The organism is Rhodococcus daqingensis (assembly GCF_042665615.1).
Classification (GTDB): Bacteria; Actinomycetota; Actinomycetes; order Mycobacteriales; family Mycobacteriaceae; genus Rhodococcus_G; species Rhodococcus_G daqingensis.
Genome location: NZ_JBHTCS010000011.1, coordinates 181,594 through 203,376, shown reverse-complemented (window position 1 = coordinate 203,376; position 21,783 = coordinate 181,594). Strand labels below are relative to the sequence as shown.

General features: G+C 69.6%; 22 protein-coding genes and 1 pseudogene. 9 read left to right on the top strand and 14 right to left on the bottom strand.

The features are described from left to right. Positions 1-5: 5 nt before the first annotated feature. Entirely contained in the window at positions 6-884 is an 879-nt protein-coding gene (locus ACFQS9_RS09990) for an Fpg/Nei family DNA glycosylase (protein ID WP_378404039.1), read from the bottom strand. Between the two features lie 8 nt (positions 885-892). Further along, positions 893-1,633, bottom strand: coding sequence for a precorrin-6A synthase (deacetylating) (cobF, locus tag ACFQS9_RS09985; protein WP_378404037.1), 741 nt, complete (start codon positions 1,631-1,633; stop codon positions 893-895). A 124-nt stretch (positions 1,634-1,757) separates the two neighbouring features. Between cobF and ACFQS9_RS09980 the strand changes: the two genes are divergently transcribed. From ACFQS9_RS09980 to ACFQS9_RS09970, 3 genes are all read left to right on the top strand, one after another. Beyond that, on the top strand, positions 1,758-2,516 hold the full coding sequence (locus ACFQS9_RS09980; protein WP_378404174.1) for a thymidylate synthase: 759 nt from the start codon (positions 1,758-1,760) through the stop codon (positions 2,514-2,516). Then, entirely contained in the window at positions 2,516-3,001 is a 486-nt protein-coding gene (locus ACFQS9_RS09975) for a dihydrofolate reductase (RefSeq protein ID WP_378404035.1), read from the top strand. The genes ACFQS9_RS09980 and ACFQS9_RS09975 overlap by 1 nt, the downstream gene beginning before the upstream one ends. 87 nt (positions 3,002-3,088) lie before the next feature. Further along, a complete protein-coding gene (locus tag ACFQS9_RS09970) occupies positions 3,089-3,421 on the top strand; it encodes a cupin domain-containing protein (RefSeq protein WP_378404033.1) in 333 nt (110 codons plus the stop codon). Between the two features lie 19 nt (positions 3,422-3,440). Here the strand turns inward: ACFQS9_RS09970 and ACFQS9_RS09965 are convergent, their stop codons facing one another. Further along, a complete protein-coding gene (locus tag ACFQS9_RS09965; RefSeq protein WP_378404172.1) occupies positions 3,441-4,058 on the bottom strand; it encodes a TetR/AcrR family transcriptional regulator in 618 nt (205 codons plus the stop codon). Positions 4,059-4,272: 214 nt separating this feature from the next. On the opposite strand from ACFQS9_RS09965, the gene ACFQS9_RS09960 reads away from it, so the two are divergent. Next, positions 4,273-5,169 (top strand): AurF N-oxygenase family protein, encoded by an 897-nt coding sequence (locus ACFQS9_RS09960; RefSeq protein WP_378404031.1) that lies wholly within the window; start codon positions 4,273-4,275, stop codon positions 5,167-5,169. A 380-nt stretch (positions 5,170-5,549) separates the two neighbouring features. Continuing rightward, positions 5,550-5,933, top strand: a pseudogene (locus tag ACFQS9_RS09955) (DUF4873 domain-containing protein); the annotation flags it as partial. A gap of 31 nt (positions 5,934-5,964) precedes the next feature. On the opposite strand, the gene ACFQS9_RS09950 reads toward ACFQS9_RS09955, so the two are convergent. Both ACFQS9_RS09950 and ACFQS9_RS09945 read right to left on the bottom strand, forming a co-directional pair. Then, on the bottom strand, positions 5,965-7,365 hold the full coding sequence (locus tag ACFQS9_RS09950; protein ID WP_378404029.1) for an FAD-binding oxidoreductase: 1,401 nt from the start codon (positions 7,363-7,365) through the stop codon (positions 5,965-5,967). A gap of 14 nt (positions 7,366-7,379) precedes the next feature. Continuing rightward, the gene (locus ACFQS9_RS09945; protein ID WP_378404027.1) at positions 7,380-8,846 is read right to left on the bottom strand and encodes an APC family permease; all 1,467 of its coding nucleotides are present in this window, start codon (positions 8,844-8,846) and stop codon (positions 7,380-7,382) included. A gap of 165 nt (positions 8,847-9,011) precedes the next feature. Here ACFQS9_RS09945 and ACFQS9_RS09940 point away from each other — a divergent pair, with 165 nt between their 5' ends. Then, on the top strand, positions 9,012-9,647 hold the full coding sequence (locus tag ACFQS9_RS09940) for an alpha/beta hydrolase family protein (protein WP_378404024.1): 636 nt from the start codon (positions 9,012-9,014) through the stop codon (positions 9,645-9,647). A 6-nt stretch (positions 9,648-9,653) separates the two neighbouring features. Here ACFQS9_RS09940 and ACFQS9_RS09935 read toward each other — a convergent pair whose 3' ends face one another. Beyond that, positions 9,654-10,202: an NUDIX hydrolase gene (locus ACFQS9_RS09935; protein WP_378404023.1), complete on the bottom strand. Its 549-nt coding sequence runs from the start codon at positions 10,200-10,202 to the stop codon at positions 9,654-9,656. Further along, positions 10,195-12,030 (bottom strand): 1-deoxy-D-xylulose-5-phosphate synthase, encoded by a 1,836-nt coding sequence (locus ACFQS9_RS09930; RefSeq protein WP_378404169.1) that lies wholly within the window; start codon positions 12,028-12,030, stop codon positions 10,195-10,197. Before ACFQS9_RS09930 ends, ACFQS9_RS09935 begins: the two co-directional genes overlap by 8 nt. Before the next feature lie 401 nt (positions 12,031-12,431). Between ACFQS9_RS09930 and ACFQS9_RS09925 the strand changes: the two genes are divergently transcribed. After that, positions 12,432-13,160: an SRPBCC family protein gene (locus ACFQS9_RS09925; protein WP_378404021.1), complete on the top strand. Its 729-nt coding sequence runs from the start codon at positions 12,432-12,434 to the stop codon at positions 13,158-13,160. Here the strand turns inward: ACFQS9_RS09925 and ACFQS9_RS09920 are convergent. From ACFQS9_RS09920 to ACFQS9_RS09890, 7 genes are all read right to left on the bottom strand, one after another. After that, positions 13,157-13,798, bottom strand: coding sequence for a Tat pathway signal protein (locus ACFQS9_RS09920; RefSeq protein ID WP_378404019.1), 642 nt, complete (start codon positions 13,796-13,798; stop codon positions 13,157-13,159). The genes ACFQS9_RS09925 and ACFQS9_RS09920 overlap by 4 nt on opposite strands. A 229-nt stretch (positions 13,799-14,027) precedes the next feature. Next, positions 14,028-14,930 carry a universal stress protein gene (locus tag ACFQS9_RS09915; RefSeq protein WP_378404018.1) on the bottom strand — a complete coding sequence of 301 codons (903 nt, stop codon included), beginning with the start codon at positions 14,928-14,930 and terminating at the stop codon, positions 14,028-14,030. 113 nt (positions 14,931-15,043) lie between these two features. Continuing rightward, on the bottom strand, positions 15,044-15,418 hold the full coding sequence (locus tag ACFQS9_RS09910; protein ID WP_378404016.1) for a glyoxalase superfamily protein: 375 nt from the start codon (positions 15,416-15,418) through the stop codon (positions 15,044-15,046). Positions 15,419-15,523: 105 nt separating this feature from the next. Then, positions 15,524-17,071, bottom strand: coding sequence for a multicopper oxidase family protein (locus tag ACFQS9_RS09905; protein WP_378404014.1), 1,548 nt, complete (start codon positions 17,069-17,071; stop codon positions 15,524-15,526). Positions 17,072-17,121: 50 nt separating this feature from the next. Further along, positions 17,122-17,907 carry a hypothetical protein gene (locus tag ACFQS9_RS09900; protein WP_378404012.1) on the bottom strand — a complete coding sequence of 262 codons (786 nt, stop codon included), beginning with the start codon at positions 17,905-17,907 and terminating at the stop codon, positions 17,122-17,124. Between the two features lie 37 nt (positions 17,908-17,944). Beyond that, positions 17,945-18,799, bottom strand: coding sequence for an ABC transporter permease subunit (locus tag ACFQS9_RS09895; RefSeq protein ID WP_378404010.1), 855 nt, complete (start codon positions 18,797-18,799; stop codon positions 17,945-17,947). Further along, positions 18,796-19,719, bottom strand: a complete 924-nt coding sequence (locus tag ACFQS9_RS09890) for an ABC transporter ATP-binding protein (protein WP_378404008.1) — start codon at positions 19,717-19,719, stop codon at positions 18,796-18,798. Before ACFQS9_RS09890 ends, ACFQS9_RS09895 begins: the two co-directional genes overlap by 4 nt. Before the next feature lie 109 nt (positions 19,720-19,828). On the opposite strand from ACFQS9_RS09890, the gene ACFQS9_RS09885 reads away from it, so the two are divergent. Both ACFQS9_RS09885 and ACFQS9_RS09880 read left to right on the top strand, forming a co-directional pair. Further along, positions 19,829-21,004, top strand: a complete 1,176-nt coding sequence (locus tag ACFQS9_RS09885; protein WP_378404006.1) for a sensor histidine kinase — start codon at positions 19,829-19,831, stop codon at positions 21,002-21,004. Further along, positions 21,001-21,669 carry a response regulator transcription factor gene (locus ACFQS9_RS09880; protein ID WP_378404005.1) on the top strand — a complete coding sequence of 223 codons (669 nt, stop codon included), beginning with the start codon at positions 21,001-21,003 and terminating at the stop codon, positions 21,667-21,669. The genes ACFQS9_RS09885 and ACFQS9_RS09880 overlap by 4 nt, the downstream gene beginning before the upstream one ends. Positions 21,670-21,783 lie beyond the last annotated feature (114 nt).

The window sequence follows — 21,783 nt, the reverse complement described above, 5'->3', positions numbered from 1 at the left end:
CGGGACTACTTCAGCAACCTCGACAGCCGCCGGTCGGCGAGGATCTTGCCGCCGGTCTGGCAGGTCGCGCAGTACTGAAAGGACCGCTCCGCGAAGGACACCTCCCGAACGGTGTCCCCACAGACCGGACAGGGCATGCCGGTCCTGGCGTGCACCCGCATCCCGGAGCGCTTCTCGCCCTTGAGCCGCGCCGCGTCCTGGCCCACCGAGCGGTCCACGGCGTCGGTCAGCTCCGCCCGCATCGCGGCGTGCAGGGTGGCGACCTCCTCCGCGGTCAGCTTGTTCGCGGTCGCGAACGGCGACAACTTGGCCAGGTGCAGGATCTCGTCGGAATACGCGTTGCCGATCCCGGCGAGCAGCGACTGATCGGTGAGCGCCGTCTTGATCCGCTGCGAGGTCTTCCCGAGCAGCTCGGCGAGGGCCGGCTCGGTGATGTCGAGCGCGTCGGGTCCGAGCTTCGCGACCCCCGGCACCTCGCCCGGGGTGCGCACCACCCAGACCGCGAGCCGCTTCTTGGTGCCCGCCTCGGTGAGGTCGAACGCCGGGGTCCCACCGTCGGGGGTGAACAGGTGCACCCGCAGCGCCAGCGGGCTCTTGCCGCCGGGCTTCGGCGGGGTCGCGCTGGGGTTGTCGGCCCAGCGCAGCCAGCCCGCGCGAGAGAGGTGGGTGATCAGCCACAGCCCGTCCTCGTCACCGCACCGGATCCCCAGGTGCTTGCCGAACCGGGCGGCGCCGACCACGTCCTTGCCCTGCAGGTCGGTGATCGGCGGGTCGAACGTCTTGAGCACGCTCAGCGCCGCGATGTCGATGCGGCCCACCACCGAGCCGACGGCATGCGTGCGCAGGAACTGAGCCAGGGCCTCTACCTCGGGCAGTTCGGGCATGCCTCAGGCTAACCCCGAAGCAGGTAGGTATCCATGATCCAGCCCTTGCGCTCGCGCAGTTCGGCACGCACCCGGACGATCTCGGCCTCGACCTCACGCAGGTTCCCGGAGATCAGCACCTCGTCGTCCGTGCCGAGGTACGCGCCCCACCAGATCTCGACGCCGTCGCCCGGCACCTCGGTGAAGCTGCAGTCCGCGTCGAGCATCACCACGGCGTCCCGCACGCCCTCCGGCAGGCCGTCGCGCAGGCGTCGACCGGTCGTGATGTGCACGGGCTCGCCGATCCGGTTGAGCACGACGCGGTGCTGCGCCGCCAGCGACTGCACGCTGGTGACGCCGGGGATCACCGAGTACTCGAACGTCTCGACGCCGCGGTCGAGCACCCGCTCCACGATCCGCAGGGTGCTGTCGTAGAGGGACGGATCGCCCCACACCAGGATCGCGCCGACGCCCTCGACCTCCGCGAACCGCTCCTCGAAGATCGCGGCCCGCCGGTCGTGCCAGTCGTCGACCACGCCGGTGTAGTCCGACGGGGTCCGGTCCCGCGGCGGGTCGACGACGTCGACGATCCGGTACGGCCCGCGCATGTGCTCGTCGAGGATCCCGGTGCGCAGGTCGACGAGATCCTGCTTCTCGGCGCCCTTGCCGATGACGAAGAACACCTCGGCCCGGTTCATCGCCTTGATCGCCTGCACGGTCACCTGGTCGGGGTCGCCGGCGCCGATGCCGATCACGAGGAGTTCACGCATGACCCGCAGGCTATCGCCCGTGAGTCCTTCTGGTCCGCCACGGGGCCGAAAGGACTCACGGGCGGCGGAGCCGCCTAAACTGGCCCCCGTGCACACCCCCTACGAAGACCTGCTGCGACTCGTGATGGAGACCGGCACCCCAAAGGCGGACCGCACCGGCACCGGCACCCGCAGCGTGTTCGGCCACCAGATGCGGTTCGACCTGTCCGAGGGCTTTCCGCTGATCACCACCAAGAAGGTGCACCTCAAGTCCATCGTCTACGAGCTGCTCTGGTTCCTGCGCGGCGAGTCGAACGTGAAGTGGCTGCAGGACCGCGGCGTCACGATCTGGGACGAGTGGGCCTCCCCCGAGGGCGAGCTCGGTCCGGTCTACGGCGTGCAGTGGCGGAACTGGCCCACCCCGAGCGGCGAGCACATCGACCAGATCGCCCAGGTCATCGAGACCCTCAAGACCGACCCCGACTCGCGACGGATGATCGTCTCGGCGTGGAACGTCGGCGAGATCCCGCAGATGGCGCTCGCGCCGTGCCACGCCTTCTTCCAGTTCTACGTCGCGGACGGCAAGCTCAGCTGCCAGCTGTACCAGCGCAGCGCCGACCTGTTCCTCGGCGTGCCGTTCAACATCGCCAGCTATGCCCTGCTCACCCACATGGTCGCGGCGCAGACCGGCCTCGAGGTGGGCGAGTTCATCTGGACCGGCGGCGACTGCCACATCTACGACAATCACGTCGATCAGGTCACCGAGCAGCTCGGCCGCGAGCCCTACGAGTACCCGAAGCTGGTGCTCGGACCCCGCGATTCCATCTTCGACTACGAGTTCGAGGACATCGAGATCGTCGGCTACCGCCATCACCCCGCCATCAAGGCGCCGGTGGCGATCTAGTGCTCGGACTGATCTGGGCGCAGAGCAAGGCGGGCGTCATCGGCCGCGACGGTGCGATCCCGTGGCGGATTCCCGAGGACATGACCTACTTCAAGGACGTCACCTCGGGTCACCCCGTGGTGATGGGCCGAAAGACCTGGGACTCGCTGCCGCCGCGGTTCCGGCCCCTCACGGGCAGGCGCAACATCGTGGTGACCCGCGACCGGGACTGGCGGGCCGACGGCGCCGAGACCGCGCACTCGGTCGAATCCGCCCTCGCCCTGGCCGGACCCGGCGAGACCTGGGTGATCGGTGGCGGCGAGATCTACACCGCGGCAATGCCGTTCGCCGACCGCTTGTTCGTGACCGAGGTGGACGTGGACACCGATGGTGACGCCTACGCGCCGAGGATCGGCGCCGAGTGGACGCCCACCACGACCGGCGACTGGCTGACCTCCGCGAAGGACGGCCTTCGGTTCCGGTTCCGCACCTACATCCGTGGCTGAGCTGTTGCGCCAGTAACGCCCCACAGGTGGGGTGGTGCGTCATACTCCAAGGGCAGGTCTTTCCCCCAGCCCAAGGAGAGGCGCTTCATGGACAAGAAGTCTTTGACAGCCGTCGCCCGCCAGCAGCTCAAGCTCGCCGCCGCGGCCACCAGCGGCCGCAGCTCGCAGACCATCTACGGGGGCCATCAGCGCAGCCTCCGGCAGACGGTCGTCGGTCTCAGCGCCGGCGAGGTGATGGCCGAACACGACAGCCCGGGCGAGGCCACCCTGCTGGTGCTCAGCGGCAAGCTCGCACTGATCAGCGGTGCGGACTCCTGGAAGGGTTCGACCGGCGACCTGCTGGTCATCCCGGCGGCCCGGCACAGCGTCGAGGCGCTCGAGGACGTGGCCTTCCTGCTGACGGTGGCCGTGCCCAAGTAGCGGGACGCCCAAGCGGGAATCACCCCGCGCCGCGCACCAGCTCCGGGTCCGGCGTCGGGATGAACGCGATCGTCAGCAGCGAACTGACAAACTCGCGCAGCGACTGCTCCTGGGTGGTGTCGACGATGCCCTCGGTGACGATGAGAGACCCGATGATCCGAAAGGCCCACTCGGAGATCGCCTTCGGGCTGACCTCCGCGAGCTGCTCCGGCGTGAACAGCCGCCGGAAGTGCGGGGTGAGCAGGTTCGCGCCGAGCTCGACGAAGGGCTTGGCCCGCACCGTGAACCACGGCAGCACCACCTCGGGGTCGTCGCGCAGACCCTTCTGCAGCAGCGGATGCGCGCGGGCGTACTGCACGGCGAACACGACCGCGTCGACGAACCCGACCCGCAGGTCCCGCTCCTGCCCGTGCAGGACCGGATCGAGCACGACGAAGAACTCGGTGATCTCCCGCTGGAACAGGGCCCCGAAGATCGCGTCCTGATCCCCGACGTACTTGTACACGGTGGGTCGGGACAGCCCCGCCCGCTGGGCGATGGCCGCGTGGAGCCTGGAGGTGTACCCCAGCTCGATGACGCACTCCTTCGCGGCGTCCAGGATCTGCTCCCGGATCGCATCCGGATCCACTGGTCTCACTGAAGGCCTCACCGGGCGATTCTATGGCGCCGGTCCCCCTCGGGGCGGGGCCGACGGCGGGAGCGCACACCAGTGTGAATTCGATTCACAGGTATCTATTGACCCCGCCCTCCGACCGGTTTACGTTTTTACAGAGAACGGAAACGCGAGCGAAATTCCCGGCACCCCAACCGGGATCGGTCACGGGGACTCGAACTCGACGAACGGAGAGGCGATGTCACAGGCCACCGCGCCGGTGGACCGGGAAACGGTCGCCGACCGACTGCTGAAGGGCTCGGTCAAGCGCTCCTACGCCCCCGTCGTGGACATCGACTGGGACGCGCCGCTCCAGGAGGGCAAGTACTTCCTGCCCCCACACGTGCTCTCCCTCTACGGGACGCCGATGTGGGAGTCGATGAGCGAGGCACAACGGATCGAGCTGTCCCGGCAGGAATGCGCGAACATTCTCAGCGTCGGGATCTGGTTCGAGAACATCCTCAACCAGGCCCTGCTCCGGGCCCTGTTGCACAACGACCCGAGCTCACTGCACACCCGCTACACGCTCACCGAGATGGGCGACGAGTGCCGGCACATGACCATGTTCGGCCGGGCGATCGAACGGATCGGCGCCAAGCCGTACCAGCTTCGACGACACCAGGCCCTGGTGGTGAACCTGCTGCCCAAGACGTTCCGCGGCACCATGCTGTGGGTGGCCGCACTGATCGGGGAGGAGATCTTCGACGCAACCCAGCGCCGGGTGCAGACCGACCCGCAGCTGCAGCCGTTGATCTCCCGGCTGATGCAGATCCACGTCACCGAGGAATCCCGGCACATCCGCTTCGCCCGCGAGGGGGTGCGCCGCCGGGTCGCGGAGAGCCATCGAATCGACACGCTGTGGGTCGGAACGGTGCAGGGCGTCGGCGGTCCACTGCTCCAGCGGCTGTTCACCAACCCGGTGATGTACACCCGGGCCGGGCTCGACGCCAAGGAGGCCCGCAGGCAGGCGCTGGCGAACCCACGGTTCCGGGAGAACCAGCGCCGCGGGTTCGAGTCACTGGCCGCCTTCCTCGAGGAGAACGGGCTGATGCGCGCGAGTTCCCGCGCGATGTGGCGGCGCGGCGGCTTCCTGTGACGCCCGAGACCGGGGTGGTGATCGTCGGCGCCGGCTCCGCGGGACCGCTCGTGGCGAGCACGCTCGCAGAGGCCGGACGACACGACCTCGTCGTCCTCGACGAGTCCGATCGGGCCCGGCCGGTGTCCTGCGAATTCGACGAGGCCACCGACCGGTGGCGGGTGCGGACGGCGTCGGGTGAGGTCCTCCGACCCCGGCTCCTGGTCACCGGGGCCGGCCCGACGGCCAGGGTCATCTGCCGCGGGGTGAGCCTCGAGGAGGCCACCCGAGGCGAGTTGGTGACGTACCTCGGGATCGCGGCGGCCGGCTTCCCCAACCTCTTCCTCACGACCGACCGCCACACCGTGGCCGAGGCCCGTCACATCCTCGCCTGCCTGCGGATGATGGATGCCGAGGAGGCGACCCGGATCGAGGTGCGCGCGGGTGCACAGCGGGAGTTCGACCGGGTCGTCCACCACAAACCCGGTCGGGCCTGGTGGTGGTCGAGGCGACGCGCCGTTCCAGGGCCCCGGCGAAACGCCTTCGAACTCAGCAACCTCGACGAGCGCGAGGACGATGCCGTGTATGCGGGGGCCGCGACGCTGACGGCGGGCGAGTCGAGCCTGGCGGTGGAGGTCCACCTGAACGGCCACCTCGAACCCCTGGACGGGAACTACCACTGGTACGGCCGGGTCGCGGGCGACGGCCTGACCGACCTCAATCAGCGCGGCCGCTCGGCGCTGCACCTCACCATCGAAGGTGGGCCCGAGGCCCCGGCGATCCTGGCCGAGCAGGACCCCTGGGGCAACTACCGGATCACCGGGGTGGGCGCTCCCCCGTTCCCGCTCGATCGGGTGGAGGCCGTCGCGGAGCCCGGTCAACAGCCGGCGGCGGGGGCACGCTCTGCTCGAAGCGGAACACGTTCTCCGGGTCATAGGTGGCCTTGACCTGACGCAGCCGCGCACGGTTGGGTCCGTAGTATTCGCGCTCCCAATCCGACGCGGCGGCGTTGGGCACGTTGACGTACGCACCGTCGCAGAAGGGGCGCAGCGCACGCCAGAAGCCTGCCGCCCAGCCCAAGGCCTTCGAGTTCAGTGCGGGGTCGTTCCAGGCCGCGCCCGGCTCGCAATAGAACAGCGCGTCGCGGTGCGGGAAGGCCGATCCGCCGGGCGGAGCGTGCCGCACGGCACCGCCGAAGCTCGAGCAGAAGAAGTTGCTGGGGGCACTGGGCGCGTCGCCCATGTAGCGGACTATCAGATCGATCGCCTCATCGGGGAACGGACGGGTGACGAACTGGGAGTAGAACTTCCAGTTGGCCACGTCGTTCGGACCCCGGTCGACGCTGCCGTACACCGTGGGCCAGGCGTCGTCCGTGACGGTCACCTCGGGGTCGCCGATCGTCAACAGCGAGTGCAGTTGGTCGGTCAGTTCCCGGCGCGAGCCGTCGTAGAGCAACGCGGAGAGCTCGACCGCGGTGGAATCCACCTCGAGCGCGCTGGTCAGCCGCTCGTCCGCGACCGGTGCCTCCCGCTGCCACGCGCGAAGCAGGGCGCCCAGCTCGCCGTGTCCGGTCCACCTGGCGATCAGGAAGGTGACGTCGGAGAGCTCGCGCAGCCTCAACGTGTAGGACGTCGCGATCCCGAAATTGCCGCCGCCGCCGCCGCGGCACGCCCAGAGCAGATCGGGGTTGCTGCGATCGGTGGCCTCGACAACCTTCGCCGAGCGCGCGCCGTCGGCCACCACGACGTCGGCGCCGAGCAGGTTGTCGCAGGCCAAACCCATACTGCGGGTGAGTAATCCGAAGCCGCCGCCGAGGACCACACCGCCGAGGCCGACACCCCCTTCCGAGCCGGTCGGGATGACATATCCGCGCCGCCCGAGCGCCGCGACCGTCTCCGCCTGGGTGAGCCCCGTCCCCACCGTCGCCGTGCGCGCGGTCGCGTCGATCTCGAGATTCTTCATCCGGCTGACGTCGATGACCAGTCCGCCGTCGAGCGAGGACCAACCCTCCAGGCTGTGGCGTCCGCTGCGGGCGCGCAGGGCGATGCCCTCCTCACGAGCCCACTCGACCGCATTGATCACCTCGTGCGCGTCGCAGCAGAACACGATCGCCTCGGGATAGCGGGAATACAGGCGGTTCCAGCCGATTCGCGCCGCCTCGTAGCCCGGATCGCCCGGACGCACCACCTCACCCGTCAGCCTGGCGGTCGCACCCATTCGGTCACCTCCGGTCAATGCTTGTAGATGCTGATATCCCCGGGCTCGGTGTCGAGCACCTCGCGGTCGAAGACCCACATGGCGAGGAAGAACAGCCCGCCCAGGACGAGCAGACCCACCACGATCAGGACCGGGACGAACGCCTCCCCCGGGGATATCAGCACGAACAGCACGATCGCCATCCACACGAGGGCCCCGATCGCGACGGGTAGTTCGAACCGCCCGAGGTTGAATCCGCCCTCCTTGCGGTCCAACCGCCTGCGCACCGCGAGGTAGAGGACAACTGTGGCTCCGTAGACGATGGCCGTGAGGAGCGTCCCCGCCACGATCAGCTCCAGCAGCGCGTCGCCAGGAAGCGCGACCATCAGGACGACCCCGACGACGAGGATCAGGATCGTCGCCTGGACCGGAGTCTGCGTGCGCGGGTTGATCCGCCGCATCACCCGGTACGCGGGGAACCTGGCGTCGCGCGCCATCGCGAAGACGATCCGCGAACACGCGGCCATCGTCACCATCCCGGCGGCGAAGAAGGCGAACGTGATCGCGACCAGGAGTGTTCGCTCCATCACGGGACCGAGCTGATCGCGCATGATCGCGGCGACCGGCGACTCGCTCCTGCTGATCCGAGGGATGTCGTCGATCGCGACGGTGAGTGCGATCAGGAACACCATTCCCAGTGCCCCAGCTGCCACGACCGATCCCACGATCGCGCGCGGGACGCTGCGGAAGGGATCCTTGGCTTCCTCGGCCAGGTTCGCCGCGGCATCGAAGCCGACGAGCGTGGCCAGGCCCATGATCATCGCGGCCATCAACCCGCCGCCGACGGCGAAATAGTCGGGTGCGTTCTCGGTGACACCGCGCGAGGTGAGGTTGCCCGCCCCGCCGTCGCCCGTGATCAGGACGGCGACGATGAGCGCAATCGCCAGCACCACGACAATCACCAGCTCGAGTCCCACCGCGCTCGCGTTGATCATGGCGACGATGCGCGTCGAGAACACAACGAGCAACGCCTGGATGAACATCATCGCCAGCGTGATCACGCGCGCGGTGTCTTCGTCCGGCTCCATGCCGAAGAGCGGCATGAAGGCCTGGCTGGCAAGGGCATTGTCGACCGCCACGACACCGAACGACAGGTAGCAGACGGTCAGCCACCCGAACCCCCAGCCGATCTTCGGGTTGGCCAGCCGTGAGGCCCATTGGTAGGTGGAGCCGCTGAGCGGTATGCGGGCCGCGAACTGCGCGTACACCAGCGCCACCAGGATCTGCCCGGCCACCGCGATCGCCCAGAGCCAGATCCCGACCGGCCCCGCGTTCCGCAGCACGTCGTCGTAGGTCCCGAAGATGCCGACCGCCACCGAGATGAACGCGAACGAGATCGCGAACACCTGAAAGGAGCCGAGCGTCCGCTTCAGTTCCTGGTGGTAGCCACCACTCTCGACGGAACTCTCGGCTTCCGCCGCGCCGGCTGCAGCTTCGACCATCTCGGCCACCCCACCTTCCGTCGGGAACCCGCGGGAGCTGTCGTGACGGTCTCCGGGAGGTCGGAACGAGACCGGTCTGTTTCATCGTCCTCCGATCGGGTACGGATGTCAGCGTTGGTTCGGACTCCTAAACACTCTGGTCCGGCACGCGATAGCGTCGAGGTCATGACTGAGCTGTTCGAAGGCGAGGGCGTGAGCGGCGTTCTCCATCGGCCCGCCGGGGATCCGGTCGGCGCCCTCCTGCTCGCACACGGCGCAGGCGGCAACCGCGACGCCAAGATGTTGCAGCGGGCGGCAACGGAATTCGCCGAGCGCGGGCTGCTCGTCCTCCGCTACGACCTGCCGTTCCGCCAGCGCAGGCCGAAGGGCCCACCGAGCCCGTCCACCGCGGACCGGGATCGCGAGGGCATCGCGGCCGCAGCCGACGCGGTGCGCGAACTCACCTCGGGCCCTGTGATTCTCGGCGGACACTCGTACGGCGGCCGCCAGTCGACCATGCTCGCGGCGGAGCAGCCCGAATCATGCGACGGACTGGTGCTCTTCTCGTATCCGCTGCACCCGCCCGGAAAGCCGGAGAAGGCGCGGACCGCCCACCTGCCGGATCTCCGCGTTCCCTGCGTGTTCGTGCACGGCACCCGGGATCCGTTCGGAACCCCGGACGAGATGCGCGCGGCGCTCGCGCTGGTGCCGACGCCGACACGACTGGTCCTCGTCGAGGGCACCGGACACGATCTCGCGCCGGACAAGAGCGCGGCCGCGCCGCTGGCGGTGGAGGCCGCCGCCGACCTGTTCGAATTCTGAGCTGACCTAGCGGCCCGTCGCCCACCCGAGCGAGGCACCGAGCAGGGCCCGGCTGTGGGGCGCGAACGGCCACGAGGGGTCCGCGAGGCGCCGCCGCAGGCTCGCCTCGGTCCACCACCCGCCGTCGGTGATCTCCTTGTCCTGGTGTCGGATCGGCCCGTCGTACTGCCCCTCGAACGCGTGGAGGTGGCACCGCAGCGGTCGCCCCGCCCAGCTCCCGTCCCAGGAGATGCGCGCCAGCGGTGACAACGTGACACCGGTGACCCCCAGTTCCTCCTCCAGCTCGCGACGGGCGGTCTGCTCGGGGCTCTCCCCCGGGTCGACCCCACCGCCCGCGATGCAATCGTGGAGCCCCGCGAACACCTCCTTGTTGTGCGAGCGGCGATGCACGTAGATCCACCCGCCGTCGTGCGACCTCAGCAGGACCCCCGCGCTGGCCAGCCACAGACCTTCCGCGAAGACCCGCGACCTGGGGGCGGTACCGATCTCCCGGCCCGCGTCGTCGAAGATCGCCAGTACCTCGTCCCTGGACCGCAGTTCGGTGCGCTCACTCATGCGCGGGATCACCCGCCTCATCCGAGGGCCGGGCGAGCAGTCGCTCCGCGGCGGCCGCGATCCGCTCCGCCGTGAGCCCGTACCGGGCCAGCAGGTCCCCCCGCCCGCCCTGATCGATGAAGGCGCGCGGGAGCCCGAGTGGCAGAACGGGCGTCGTCACGGCGGCGTCGGCGCAGGCCTCCACGAGAAGTGCCCCCATGCCCCCGGTGCGGGCGGCGTCCTCGACGGTGACGACGACGCGGTGACCCGCGGCCAGCTCGATCAGGGCCGGGCCGACCGGGGTGATCCAGCGCGGATCGACCACCGTGGCGCCGATCCCGGAGCCACGCAGGAGTGCCGCGGCCTCGAGGCAGGGACCGGCCATCGCTCCGGCGGCGACCAGCAGCACCTCGGGCGACCGCGACGCGGAGGCGTACAGGATGTCGAGACCGTCCACCCGGGTGATCGCCGGGATATCCGGTCCCGCTGTCGCTTTGGGATAGCGGATCACCGTCGGCCCACGCTCGTCGGCGACGGCCTCGCCGAGGAGCTCACGCAGCGAGGCGGGATCCCGCGGCGCCGCGACGCGCACCCCGGGCACCACGCTCAGAATCCCTGTGTCCCACATGCCGTGGTGGGAGGCGCCGTCGGGACCGGTGATGCCGGCCCGGTCCAGCACGAAGGTGACCGGCTGCCGCTGCAGGGCGACGTCCATCAGCACCTGATCGAAGGCCCGGTTGAGGAAGGTGGCGTAGAGGCACACCACGGGGTGCAGTCCCCCCATCGCCAGACCCGCGGCCGAGCACACGGCGTGCTGTTCGGCGATACCCACGTCGAAGACCCGGTCGGGGAACGCCCGGGCGAAGGGGCCAAGTCCGACCGGGTTCAGCATCGCGGCGGTCACGCAGACCACATCGGGACGACGCTCGCCGATCCGCACGATCTCCCCGCCGAAAAAATCTGTCCACGTTGGCTTTCCCGGTGCCGTGGCGGCACCCGTCGCGGGATCGAGGATCCCGATGCCGTGCATCCGGTCGGCGTCATCGGTTTCCGCAGGCTCGTAGCCCTTGCCCTTGGCGGTGATGACGTGCACGAGCACCGGTCGGCCGAGCGAGCCGGCGTGGTCGAACGCGGACTCGAGGGCCGCGACGTCGTGGCCGTCGACGGGTCCGATGTAGTCGAGACCGAGATGCTCGAACACGGTGTTCGCGACCCACCGGGGAGCCGGTGAAGGTCCGGTGGTGGAGGCGTCCTCCGGGCGAGTTCGCCGCAGCGCGCCCAGATGTGCCGCCAGGCCCCCGACCGTGGGGTCGTAGGAGCGGCCGTTGTCGTTGAGCACCACCACGACGGGTCGGTCCGAGCCCCGAACGGACAGGTTGTTGAGCCCTTCCCAGGCGAGGCCGCCGGTCATCCCGCCGTCCCCGATCACCGCGACGACCCGTCGCCCGGTCTCGCCCCGCAGCGCAAACGCCTTGGCCAGTCCATCAGCGTAGGAGAGCGCGGTCGACGCGTGGGAGTTCTCGACAACGTCGTGCGCGGACTCGGCCCGGCTCGGGTAACCCGACAGTCCCCCCGCCTGACGCAGCCCCTCGAAGGCAGCGGCGCGGCCGGTCAGGATCTTGTGGACATAGGTCTGGTGACCGGTGTCGAAGACGAGCACATCGCGCGGCGAGTCGAAGGCCCGGTGCAGGGCGACGGTCAGCTCGACTACCCCCAGATTCCCGCCGAGGTGGCCGCCGGTGGCGCATACCTTCTGGACCAGGAAACCGCGGATCTGCGCACACAGGTCCGTGATCTCGCCCGCGTCGAGGCCCCGGAGATCACCGGGGTCGGTGAGTCTCGCGAGCAACGGCCACTCGCGGTGTGTCGCGTCGGCTCCGGGGATCTCGGTCGCACCGGCCGACAGGCCGACCACAGCCACCTCAGCGGCCCCGCCGGTGATCCAGGCTTGGCACGGGCATTCCGGACTGAACTGAGCTGGTGGTCATGGCAACGCCCCCTGAATCGAAGTGCTTTCACATTTCCTTCAGTACGCATGTGCTCACTAGATGCCCGCCGGTCCGGGCTGGAGGGCCGAACTCACCCGACGGCCTCGCATGACCCTAGTCCAGAGTTCCTCCGGCTGTGCACATTTCGCGGGTGGACACGGTCGACCGCACACAGATCCGCGACGTGAAATCATTTGATCTTCAACATGATCAGTCGATCGCAATCTGGCCTCGGGGTCCTCGATGCAGCAGAATCGGGGTCATGACCGAGCCGGAGATCGTCATCGAGACCACCATCGCAGCCGAACCGGAGCGCGTGTGGCAGGCGCTGCGCGATCCCGCGCTCATCCGGCGCTGGCACGGCTGGGAATACGACGGTCCCGGCGGGCTCGACGACGAGATCCGCGAGATCTTCATCGACGGCGCGGACGAGGACGCCCAGGCGCTGACCCTGACGGTCCAGGGCGGCGACAGGTTCAGCCTGAGGCCCGCCGCCGACGGCACCGTCGTGCGGATCACCCGCCCCGCCAAGGGGTCCCACCCGGAGTGGGATGATTGGTACGAGGACGTCACCGAGGGCTGGACGACCTTCCTGCAGCAGCTGAAGTTCGGCCTCGAACGCCATGACCTCGCGGAACGGCGAACCCTGTACCTCGACGGCCCGACCGGGGGCGCCACCGCGATGGAGATACTCGGGTTGGAGGCGATCACCACGCCGCCCGGTTCCGCGTACACCGCACTGGTCGCGACCGGGGACGCACTCAGCGGCACTGTGTGGTTCCGCTCGCCCAAGCAGCTCGGACTGACGGTCGATGCCCTCGGCCCCGGGCTGCTGATCCTCGGGATCCAGCCGCAGAGCGAGCAGCGCCCCGGCGGCGGCGCCCAGATCATTTTGAGCGGCTACGGCCGGGGCGCTGAGGAATTCGCGGCCCTCGCGGACCGGTGGACCCACTGGTGGGACACCAGGGAGGGGCCGGGGAGCTGCTGCTAGCTCATCACCATGCCCATGCTCGGCATCCAGATGGTGCTCTTGACGACGTCCTCCGCCTTCGGGCCGACCTTGTGCCAGAGCGAGCCGTAGACCGCGCCGACGACCATGCCCTTGCCGACGTTCAGCGGTGCGGTGGAGATGACGGTGGGGACGACCTTGTTGTTCTGGTCGAGCCGGGTGATGCCGCTCGTTCCGTTGGCCAGGCTGTACCAGACCACGTTCAGCTCGGCGCCCGCCTGGTTCTCGGCGATGCTCCCCGGTCCGCCGAAGAAGCCGAATCGGAACTCGTTGTTCATGTTGGTGGCCACGCCGGAGCCGTAGAGCTGGCCCAGGACCTGGCCGCCCTGTCCGGTGTCGGAGTAGGCGGGCACCGGGAAGATCTGCCCGGGCAGGGTGAGCACGGGCGTTCCGAGCCCCTTCGCCACGTCCTGCGGCGAGGCGATCAGCCGCTCGATCGCGGCCTCCGCGTCGGCGTTGCCCGCGGCGGCTGCGCGCAGCCCGGAGGCGGCCGCGCCGGGGTCGGCGGTGGGCTGGGCGGCGGGTGCGGCGGCGGCCGTCCCGGTGAAGAGTGTGGTCGCGGCTGCTGCGGACGTGAGGGCCACGGCAATCCGGCGGCGGACGGTGAATCGCTGCTTCATTGAGGCTCCTTTACCGAAGGGTTAGCTATGAAAAGCATCGGAACCGGTCTGTTTCCGTTACAGCGACTGCGCTGCGGCTCATCGCCGAAGACCCGCCCAACGTCCTGAATGCCCAGCTCAGCGACGTCCACGGACGACTGAGCGGGCACACCCCGCCGACGGGTGGGCCGCGCTCCGTGCGGGCGGTCTGGCGGACTTCGGCTGAGCCCCGACCGCCCGCGCGTCGGGCTTAGGCCTTGTCCTTCGGGCGGACGATGAGGACCGGGCAGTCAGCGGTCCGCATCAGCGCATTGCTGGTCGAGCCGAGCAGCATGCCCTTGAACCCTCCGCGGCCGTGGCTGCCGACCACCAGCAGCTGCGCCCGCTCCGCGAACTCGCTGAGCACCCGGACCGGGCGATCGCGCGCCACCACCCGCTGCACGGCGACGTCGGGGTAGCGCTCGGTCCACCCGGCGAGCCGCTCGGACAGCACGGCCTCCTCGAACGACTGGATCCCGCTCCAGTGCGGGTCGTCTGCGGTCGCCCCCAGGCAGGGCTGGACCGACACGTCGCTCCAGACGTGGACCGCGATCAGCGAGGCGTGCCGGGTCGCGGCCTCCTCGAACGCGACCGCGACCGCTGCCTCACTGACCTCCGAGCCGTCGACCCCGACGACGACGGGGCCCTCGGTCGGCGGCCTGCCGTCGAGCGTGCGGCCGCGGACCACCGCGACCGGGGCCGTCGAGTGCGAGGACACCGCGACGGTGACCGACCCCATCAGCGCTCCGGTGAACTCCCCGAGCCCGCGCGACCCGAGCACGATCATGGTCGCGCCGTCCGAGTACTGCAGCAGCGTCTCCGCGATCTGCCCCTCGTGCAGCTTCGTGCTGATGTCGACCGACGCGAGGCCGTCCACCGCCTGCGCGGCCAGCACCGCCGCGGAGTCCAGGTGGGCGCGGCCCGCGTTCTTGAGGTCGTCTCCGTAGCCCCGGGCGAGGTAGGGCTCGGAGTAGTAGTACGCAGGAACGTGCACCACCGACACGAGGACCAGCGGCGTCTTCCTCATCGCCGCGGTACGTGCCGCCCACGCGACCGCCGCCGTCGAAGACTCCGATCCGTCCACACCCACCACGATGGGCTTTCCTGCACTCATGGTTCTCCCTTCACGATCACGATTGGCCTGCCCGGACCATTGTCCTGAATTTGCCTGCGCCCCGTCAGAGTCGAAGGTCACCATTGCGGACCGATCGCTGTTGCGCTGGTCACCTACCCGAGGTCCGGGATCACGATCTCCTGGACCGCCCACTTGTTCCCGTCGGGGTCGCTGAAGTACACGAAGTTGCCCCATGGCTGGCGGTCGATCGGGCTGATGTCGATGCCGCGGCTCTTGAACTCGCGCTCGGCCTCCTCGATGTCCTTGACCACCACCTGCATGCCGACGACCGAGCCGGGCTCGGCATCGGTGACGCCCTTGCCGATGCAGATCGAGCAGGCCGACCCGGGCGGCGTGAGCTGGACGAAACGGAGGTTCTCATTGACCGTGTGGTCGTGGTCCGCATTGAATCCGAGCCGGACGTAGAACTCCTTGGCCCGGTCGATGTCGGTGACGGGGATCGCGACCAGTTCGAGCTTGATGTCCATGACCTGTCCTTCGTTTCGGATTGGCTGAGCAACACATCGAGTGTCACCCGAATTGCGGCCAGAAACGGTCCTCATTGGGTTTCGACCCGGAACTTTCCCCGATGCTCAGTGATGGCCGCGCACGGCGCCCGATGGCGGCGCCGGCGGCACCGGCCGCTGACCCGGTTCCACGACCACGAACTGCCCCATCAGCCCGTTGTCCTCGTGACGGAGCAGGTGGCAGTGGAACATGTACGGGGTCGACGGATCGGAGAAGTCGGTGAACCGCATCAGCAGTCGCAGGGTCCGCCCGGGCGGCACATAGACAGTGTCCTTCGGCCCGGTCAGCGCGGGATCGTCCGTGCCCAGTACCTGGAACTGCACGTCATGGACGTGAAAGTTGTGTACTCCCCCGCTCACGTTGCGCACCTCCCAGACCTCTGTCGTCCCGACGGTGACCACCTCGTCGATCCGTCCCATGTCCATCGACCTCCCGTTGATCTGCGTCGGACTGGTCAGGTCGAATCGCCGTGTCACGCTCGGGATCCCCAGATCAGGCTGCGCAGCAAGAGAACTCGGGATGACGGCATTCGACTCGAGCCGGTCGGCCGCGCGCAGTTGCAGGATGTCCATGGTGTCCGAACCACCCCCGAACCGGGTGCCCCAGAAGTCGGCACCGAGGTCAGGCGGCGAACTGCGCAACACCGGTGATGTGCCGGCCGGAACGGCGACCACGATCTCCGCACGTTCACCGGGTGAGAGCTGAAGGCTGGTCATCCCAACAGGTTTCGGCAGCAGCCCGCCATCGGTGCCGATGAGCGCGAACCCGAGGCCGGTGTCGAACCCGAACCGGTACACCCGCGCATTGGACGCGTTGAGCAGCCGCAGCCGCACCCGCTCGGTGGTGACGTCGAGGTACGGCCCGGGGGTGCCGTTGACGAGCACTTCGTCCCCGAGCACCCCGGTGTCGCTGAACATCGCGGCGCCGTCGTCGAGTTGGTCCCCGTCGAATTTCTTGTCCTGCACGATCACCGGCACGTCGTCGATGCCGTATCGGTCCGGCAGGGCGGGCCCGGCCGGGTCGTCGATGAGGAACATGCCCGCGACGCCGCGGTAGACGTGCTCGGCAGTCGCGCCGTGCAGATGCGGGTGGTACCAGAGCGTTGCCGCGGGCTGATCAACGGTCCAGTGCGGCGACCAGGTGGTGCCGGGATCGACCATCTGATGCGGCCCTCCGTCCATGGCCGCGGGCAAGTGCATGCCGTGCCAGTGCAGCGTGCTGGCCTCGTCCAGCCCGTTTCGCACGTTCATCCGGACCGGCTCGCCGCGCTCCGCCCGCACCGTCGGGCCGAGGTAGGAGCCGTTCACGCCCCAGGTCCGGGTGCCGGGTCCGTGCCCGAGGTCGGTGGTGCCGCTGCGCAGGTCGAGGTCGAACTCCCTGGTCCCGTCCGGGGCGATCGTGGACGCCGCGAGTGGCGGGATCGAGAGCGGCCGATCGAACCGCATCTGGCCCGCGGTGTCCACCCGGGCGGCCTGCCACGCATAGACGACACCGCCTGCGACGACACCGATCACGATGGCGACGGCGGCGAACAGGCCACCGATCACCCGCAGCCACCGAACACGTGTGTTCTCCATGCCACTGATGCTCGCCGGTCGGCTGGGCCGACACATCCAGGAAGACACCCAGATTCGAACCCTGAGAACCCCGAGTGGAGCCGGCCTCAGCCCCGCTCGGCGTCGCCGAGGTAGTCGGTCAGCCGCCCCGCCCGGCGACCCGCCAGGAACGCCGTACCCCGGATCGCCGCGAACCAGGCGAGCACCGACACCACGCTCGCCGACAGCAGGAACCCGACCCGCCCGTCCGCGGTGAGCACCGCCCCGACGTCGAACGGGGGCAGCAGGTGGAACATCAGCAGGGGTACCGCGAGGACCACGAGATCCCCGGCCGGGAACACCCCGTACGGCAGCACCACCAGGATCAGCCAACGCGCCACGACCGACCAGAACCGGCGCCGGTTCGCCCACCGCCACCGCAGGGAGCGCTGGTGATAGGGGAAGACGACGCCGACCCAGCCGGACAGCGCCAGCGGGCCGAGCGGGATCACACACAGCCCGACCATCATCAGCGCCGCCAGCGTCAAGTCGTGTTCGACGACCCCGACGGCGAGGGCGACCGCAGCGCAGGCCGGTGCCACCAGCAGCCACAGCACGATGGTCTTGGCCCGCAGCAGCCGTTCGAGGGCGGCACTGTCGGTCAGCACGCTCAGCGCGTCGGCCGGGTCCTGTCCCAGCACATTGGTCGCGGACACGTCCGCGTACATCCAGCCGGCCAGCGCGATCGGGAAGCCCCACGTACCGGTGAAGTCGAACAGCCAACTCCGCGGAATGAGGAACCAGGCGACTGAGACGAGCGCCGCGTTGCCCAGCACCGTCAGCGGGACCTGCGCTGGCCACCGCCACGCCCGCACCCACTCCGAACGGACCGTCGCGACCATCGTCGGGCGCATCCCCTGACAATAGGCACCCGGTCACGGGCTCCGCAGCTCAGCCGACATCTCGCCTGCGCAACAGCAGCGCGGTCGCCGCGACGAAGAGCACCAGATAGACGGCGAGCGAAACGGTCGCCGTGGTCGGGTCCAGGACGGTGAGCACACCCGGCGTCTGTTCACCACCGGGCGCCCCGCCGCGCAACGCGCCCGCGAGGGATCCGGCGGCGGTACCCGGCAGGTGGTCGGTGACCACGCGGATCGGGTCGAACAGCACAGACACCCCGCGCAGCAGGTTCTCCACCACGAGCACCCACACCAGACCGAGCCCGACCGCCAGCGCGGGACCGCGCGCCACCACGCCGACGAGTACGCCCGCAGCCGTCCACATGCCCAGGATCAGCACGCCCGCGCAGATCGCCCGCAGCGAGTCACCGACGCCCGGCATCGCCGTCGGTTGCGATTCCACCGCCGCGATCAGCGACGACACCCCGAGATCGAGCACGAACACCGCCAAGACCGACCCGGTCACCACCGCCGCCAGCGACACGACCGTGCCGCCGATCGCCGCGGTGCGTCCGGGGCCCTGGGTGAACACCGTCTTCCAGGTCCCCCATCCGTACCCGCTGCCGGCTGCGAGCGCACCCACCGTGAGCATGATCGCGCCGCCGAACAGCGCCATGCCCTGGGTGAGCACCTCGGGCACCGCGGCGGGCAGCATCCGCGCCATCAGCGCGTCCCGCGGAATCGACCCAACGGCACCTGTGCCGTCGTCGCCGCGGTACGTCAGGTAGTCGAACAGGTAGACGAAGGTGAGGTTCAGCAGTAGCCAGGCGCCGAGCAGCACCCACAGCGAGGGCCACTTGCGCAGGCGCAGGAACTCGGCCGAGGCGCTGGCCGTGAGTGTGTTCATCGTGAAACCTCCATCGTCTGATCGGTCATCTCGAAAAAGGCGTCCTCGAGCGATCTCTCGCTGCTGTGCACGTCGAACACCTCCACCCCGGCGGCGACCAGGGCCGCGATCAGCCGGGGCGCGAACTCCTCGCCGGCATCGACGCGCAGGCCGCCGTCGACCCGGCTGACCGACTCGGCTCCCGCGATCGCTGCGGCGACCGACAGCGCCCTGTCCGGCGGCGTGGCACGGACGAGAATGCTGGACCCACCACGCAATTCGGCCACCGTGGACTCGGCCTCGAGCCTGCCCGCGACGATCACCCCCACGCGGTCGCAGATGTCCTGCACCTCGGTCAGCTGGTGACTCGACAGCAGCACGGTGTGCCCCTCCGCGGCGAGTTCACGTACCAGGGAGCGCATCTCGACCATGCCGGCGGGATCGAGCCCGTTGGTCGGTTCGTCCAGGATCAGCAGGTCCGGCTCGCCGAGGAGCGCGGAGGCCACCCCGAGACGCTGCTTCATACCGAGCGAGTAGCCGCGGAAGTGGTCGCCGCCTCGGTCGGCGAGTCCCACCCTGGCCAGCGCGTCCCGCGCCGCAGTGTCGGGCAGGCCGCGGTACCGGCTCATCACCCGAAGGTTGTCGAGCCCGGACAGATACGGATAGAAGCCGGGGCCCTCGATGAGGACGCCGGTACGCGCGGTGACACCCGGGTCGCCGGGATTCCCGCCGAGCACGCGCGCGGAGCCCGCGGTCGGGCGCACCAGCCCGACGAGCATGCGAAGTGTCGTCGTCTTGCCGGCGCCGTTGGGACCGAGGAAACCGTAGACCTCCCCCTCCCGCACGGTCAGACTGACGCCGTCCACCGCCGCCCGGTCGCCGTACCGTTTGGTCAACGCATCGGTGATCACGATGTCCCTGGTCCTGGTTGTCTGTGTCATGGCATCAACGCTCCGTCACCGGGACTCCCGGCACATCCGTCGCGCGACGGACCCGGGACTACGCGTGTGGGACGATGCCGACCGGCGTGCGCGAGGCTACGTTGAAGCCATGCCAGCCCGAGCGCCCCGACCGAACGACGTCGCGCTCGCACTGGTGGTCGGGATCGTCTCGTGCGCCGGGTCGGTGATGGCCGCGCGGAACCAGTCGCCGTCACACCCGCTGGACTGGGTCGCGTTCGTCCTGCTCGCCGCAGGCCCGGTCGCCCTGCTGTGGCGTCGAGACGCGCCCAGGACCGTTCTCGCGGTGACGCTGACGGCGACGCTGCTGTACCTGTTGCGCGGCCACGGCCAGGGACCGATCTTCATCGCGGTCGTCGTCGCGTTCCTCACCGCCGCGCCGCGTGCGCGGCGCTGGCCGATGTACGCGCTGCCGCTGATCGGCTACGTGGTGGCCGTCTGGGGTGTCCCGTGGGTGACCGGCGAGCAGGTGCAACCGGTCGCCGCGAGGATCGGGCTGGGGGCGTGGCTGCTCACCCTGCTCGCGATCGCGGAGGGCATCCGGCAGCGGCGCGAGGCGATCCGGGCAAGGCGCCAGCGCGCAGAGGCGGCGGCCCGCACCCTCGAGGAGGAGCAGCGACGCCGCGCGAGCGAGGAACGTCTCGACATCGCCAGGGAACTCCACGACGTGCTGGCACACAGCCTCTCGCTGATCAACGTGCAGTCCGGCGTTGCGCTGGAGCTGCTCGACACCAAGCCCGAACAGGCGGGGGCCGCGTTGGCCGCCATCAAGACCGCCAGCCGTGACGCTCTGGTCGAGGTGCACTCGATGCTGCGGACGCTGCGTGGCGACGAGCGGGCGCCACTGGCACCGGCCCCCTCGATCGGGGATCTCGACGCGCTGGTCGACCGGGCGCGCAACGCCGGGATAGAAGTGGCGACAACCGTGTCCGGGCAGGTGAGACGACCGCCCGCGGCAGTGGATCTGGCGGCGGCGCGGATCGTCCAGGAGGCGCTGACGAACGTCGCACGGCACTCCGGCCAGAACGCCGCCCGGGTGTGCGTCGACTACGGCGCCGACACGCTGCGGGTGGACGTCGAGGACGATGGCCGCGGCCCGACACCGCACGAGAACCAGTCGGGCGGAGGCGGAATCGCGGGCATGACCGAACGCGCGAAGGCGCTCGGCGGCGACCTCGTCACCGGCACCGGGCCCGCCGGCGGCTTCCGGGTACGGGCACAGATCCCCTTGCCCGCCAAAGATTTCGAGCAACGGGAGGGGCGATGACGATTCGGGTGTTGGTGGCCGACGACCAGTCCTTGGTACGCGCCGGGTTCGTGGCCCTGCTCGAGGCCCAAGAGGGTATCGCGGTCGTCGGCGAGGCCGAGGACGGCGAACAGGCCGTCCGGCTGGCCCTCGAACTGGCGCCCGATGTGGTCCTGATGGACATCCGGATGCCGCAACTCGACGGGCTCGAGGCCACCCGGCGCATCGTGGGTGACCGGACCCTGGCCGGTGTGCGGGTGGTCGTGCTCACCACCTTCGAGCTCGACGAGTACGTGTTCGAGGCGATGCGCGCAGGCGCCACCGGGTTCCTGGTCAAACACACCGAACCCGCCGACCTGGTGCGTGCGGTGCGCGTGGTGGCCGACGGCGAGGCCCTGCTCTCCCCCGGCGTCACCCGCAGGTTGATCGCCGAGTTCGCATCGAGGGCCAAGGTGGGGCCGGCGAATTCGTCGCTCGACCCGCTCACCGACCGCGAGCGTGAGGTGATGGCACTGGTCGCCGAGGGCCTGACGAACGCGGAGATCGGCGAGCGACTGTTCATGAGCCCGGCGACGGCCCGCACGCACGTGAGCCGGATCCTGCTGAAGCTCGATGCCAGGGACCGGACCCAGCTGGTGGTGATCGCCTACGAATCGGGCCTGGTGAGGCCCGGTTGGCAGGACTGACGTACGCCCACGCGCGTACGCGAGGAACCGCTCGGCGCCGGATGTGCGGAGCCGGCCGCGGCGGCAGGCGATCGACCGGACCACCCGAGTGTGCACCCACCGACGCCCGCTCTC

Coding starts and splice junctions, on each gene's coding strand:
- ACFQS9_RS09885 (WP_378404006.1), top strand. CDS start 19,829: ATGCCAGCCCGAGCGCCCCGACCGAACGACGTCGCGCTCGCACTGGTG.
- ACFQS9_RS09980 (WP_378404174.1), top strand. CDS start 1,758: ATGGAGACCGGCACCCCAAAGGCGGACCGCACCGGCACCGGCACCCGC.
- cobF (WP_378404037.1), bottom strand. CDS start 1,633: ATGCGTGAACTCCTCGTGATCGGCATCGGCGCCGGCGACCCCGACCAG.
- ACFQS9_RS09935 (WP_378404023.1), bottom strand. CDS start 10,202: ATGAGTGAGCGCACCGAACTGCGGTCCAGGGACGAGGTACTGGCGATC.
- ACFQS9_RS09950 (WP_378404029.1), bottom strand. CDS start 7,365: ATGGGTGCGACCGCCAGGCTGACGGGTGAGGTGGTGCGTCCGGGCGAT.
- ACFQS9_RS09890 (WP_378404008.1), bottom strand. CDS start 19,719: ATGACACAGACAACCAGGACCAGGGACATCGTGATCACCGATGCGTTG.
- ACFQS9_RS09905 (WP_378404014.1), bottom strand. CDS start 17,071: ATGTGTCGGCCCAGCCGACCGGCGAGCATCAGTGGCATGGAGAACACA.
- ACFQS9_RS09945 (WP_378404027.1), bottom strand. CDS start 8,846: ATGGTCGAAGCTGCAGCCGGCGCGGCGGAAGCCGAGAGTTCCGTCGAG.
- ACFQS9_RS09895 (WP_378404010.1), bottom strand. CDS start 18,799: ATGAACACACTCACGGCCAGCGCCTCGGCCGAGTTCCTGCGCCTGCGC.
- ACFQS9_RS09990 (WP_378404039.1), bottom strand. CDS start 884: ATGCCCGAACTGCCCGAGGTAGAGGCCCTGGCTCAGTTCCTGCGCACG.
- ACFQS9_RS09900 (WP_378404012.1), bottom strand. CDS start 17,907: ATGCGCCCGACGATGGTCGCGACGGTCCGTTCGGAGTGGGTGCGGGCG.
- ACFQS9_RS09880 (WP_378404005.1), top strand. CDS start 21,001: ATGACGATTCGGGTGTTGGTGGCCGACGACCAGTCCTTGGTACGCGCC.
- ACFQS9_RS09960 (WP_378404031.1), top strand. CDS start 4,273: ATGTCACAGGCCACCGCGCCGGTGGACCGGGAAACGGTCGCCGACCGA.
- ACFQS9_RS09915 (WP_378404018.1), bottom strand. CDS start 14,930: ATGAGTGCAGGAAAGCCCATCGTGGTGGGTGTGGACGGATCGGAGTCT.
- ACFQS9_RS09970 (WP_378404033.1), top strand. CDS start 3,089: ATGGACAAGAAGTCTTTGACAGCCGTCGCCCGCCAGCAGCTCAAGCTC.
- ACFQS9_RS09925 (WP_378404021.1), top strand. CDS start 12,432: ATGACCGAGCCGGAGATCGTCATCGAGACCACCATCGCAGCCGAACCG.
- ACFQS9_RS09940 (WP_378404024.1), top strand. CDS start 9,012: ATGACTGAGCTGTTCGAAGGCGAGGGCGTGAGCGGCGTTCTCCATCGG.
- ACFQS9_RS09920 (WP_378404019.1), bottom strand. CDS start 13,798: ATGAAGCAGCGATTCACCGTCCGCCGCCGGATTGCCGTGGCCCTCACG.
- ACFQS9_RS09910 (WP_378404016.1), bottom strand. CDS start 15,418: ATGGACATCAAGCTCGAACTGGTCGCGATCCCCGTCACCGACATCGAC.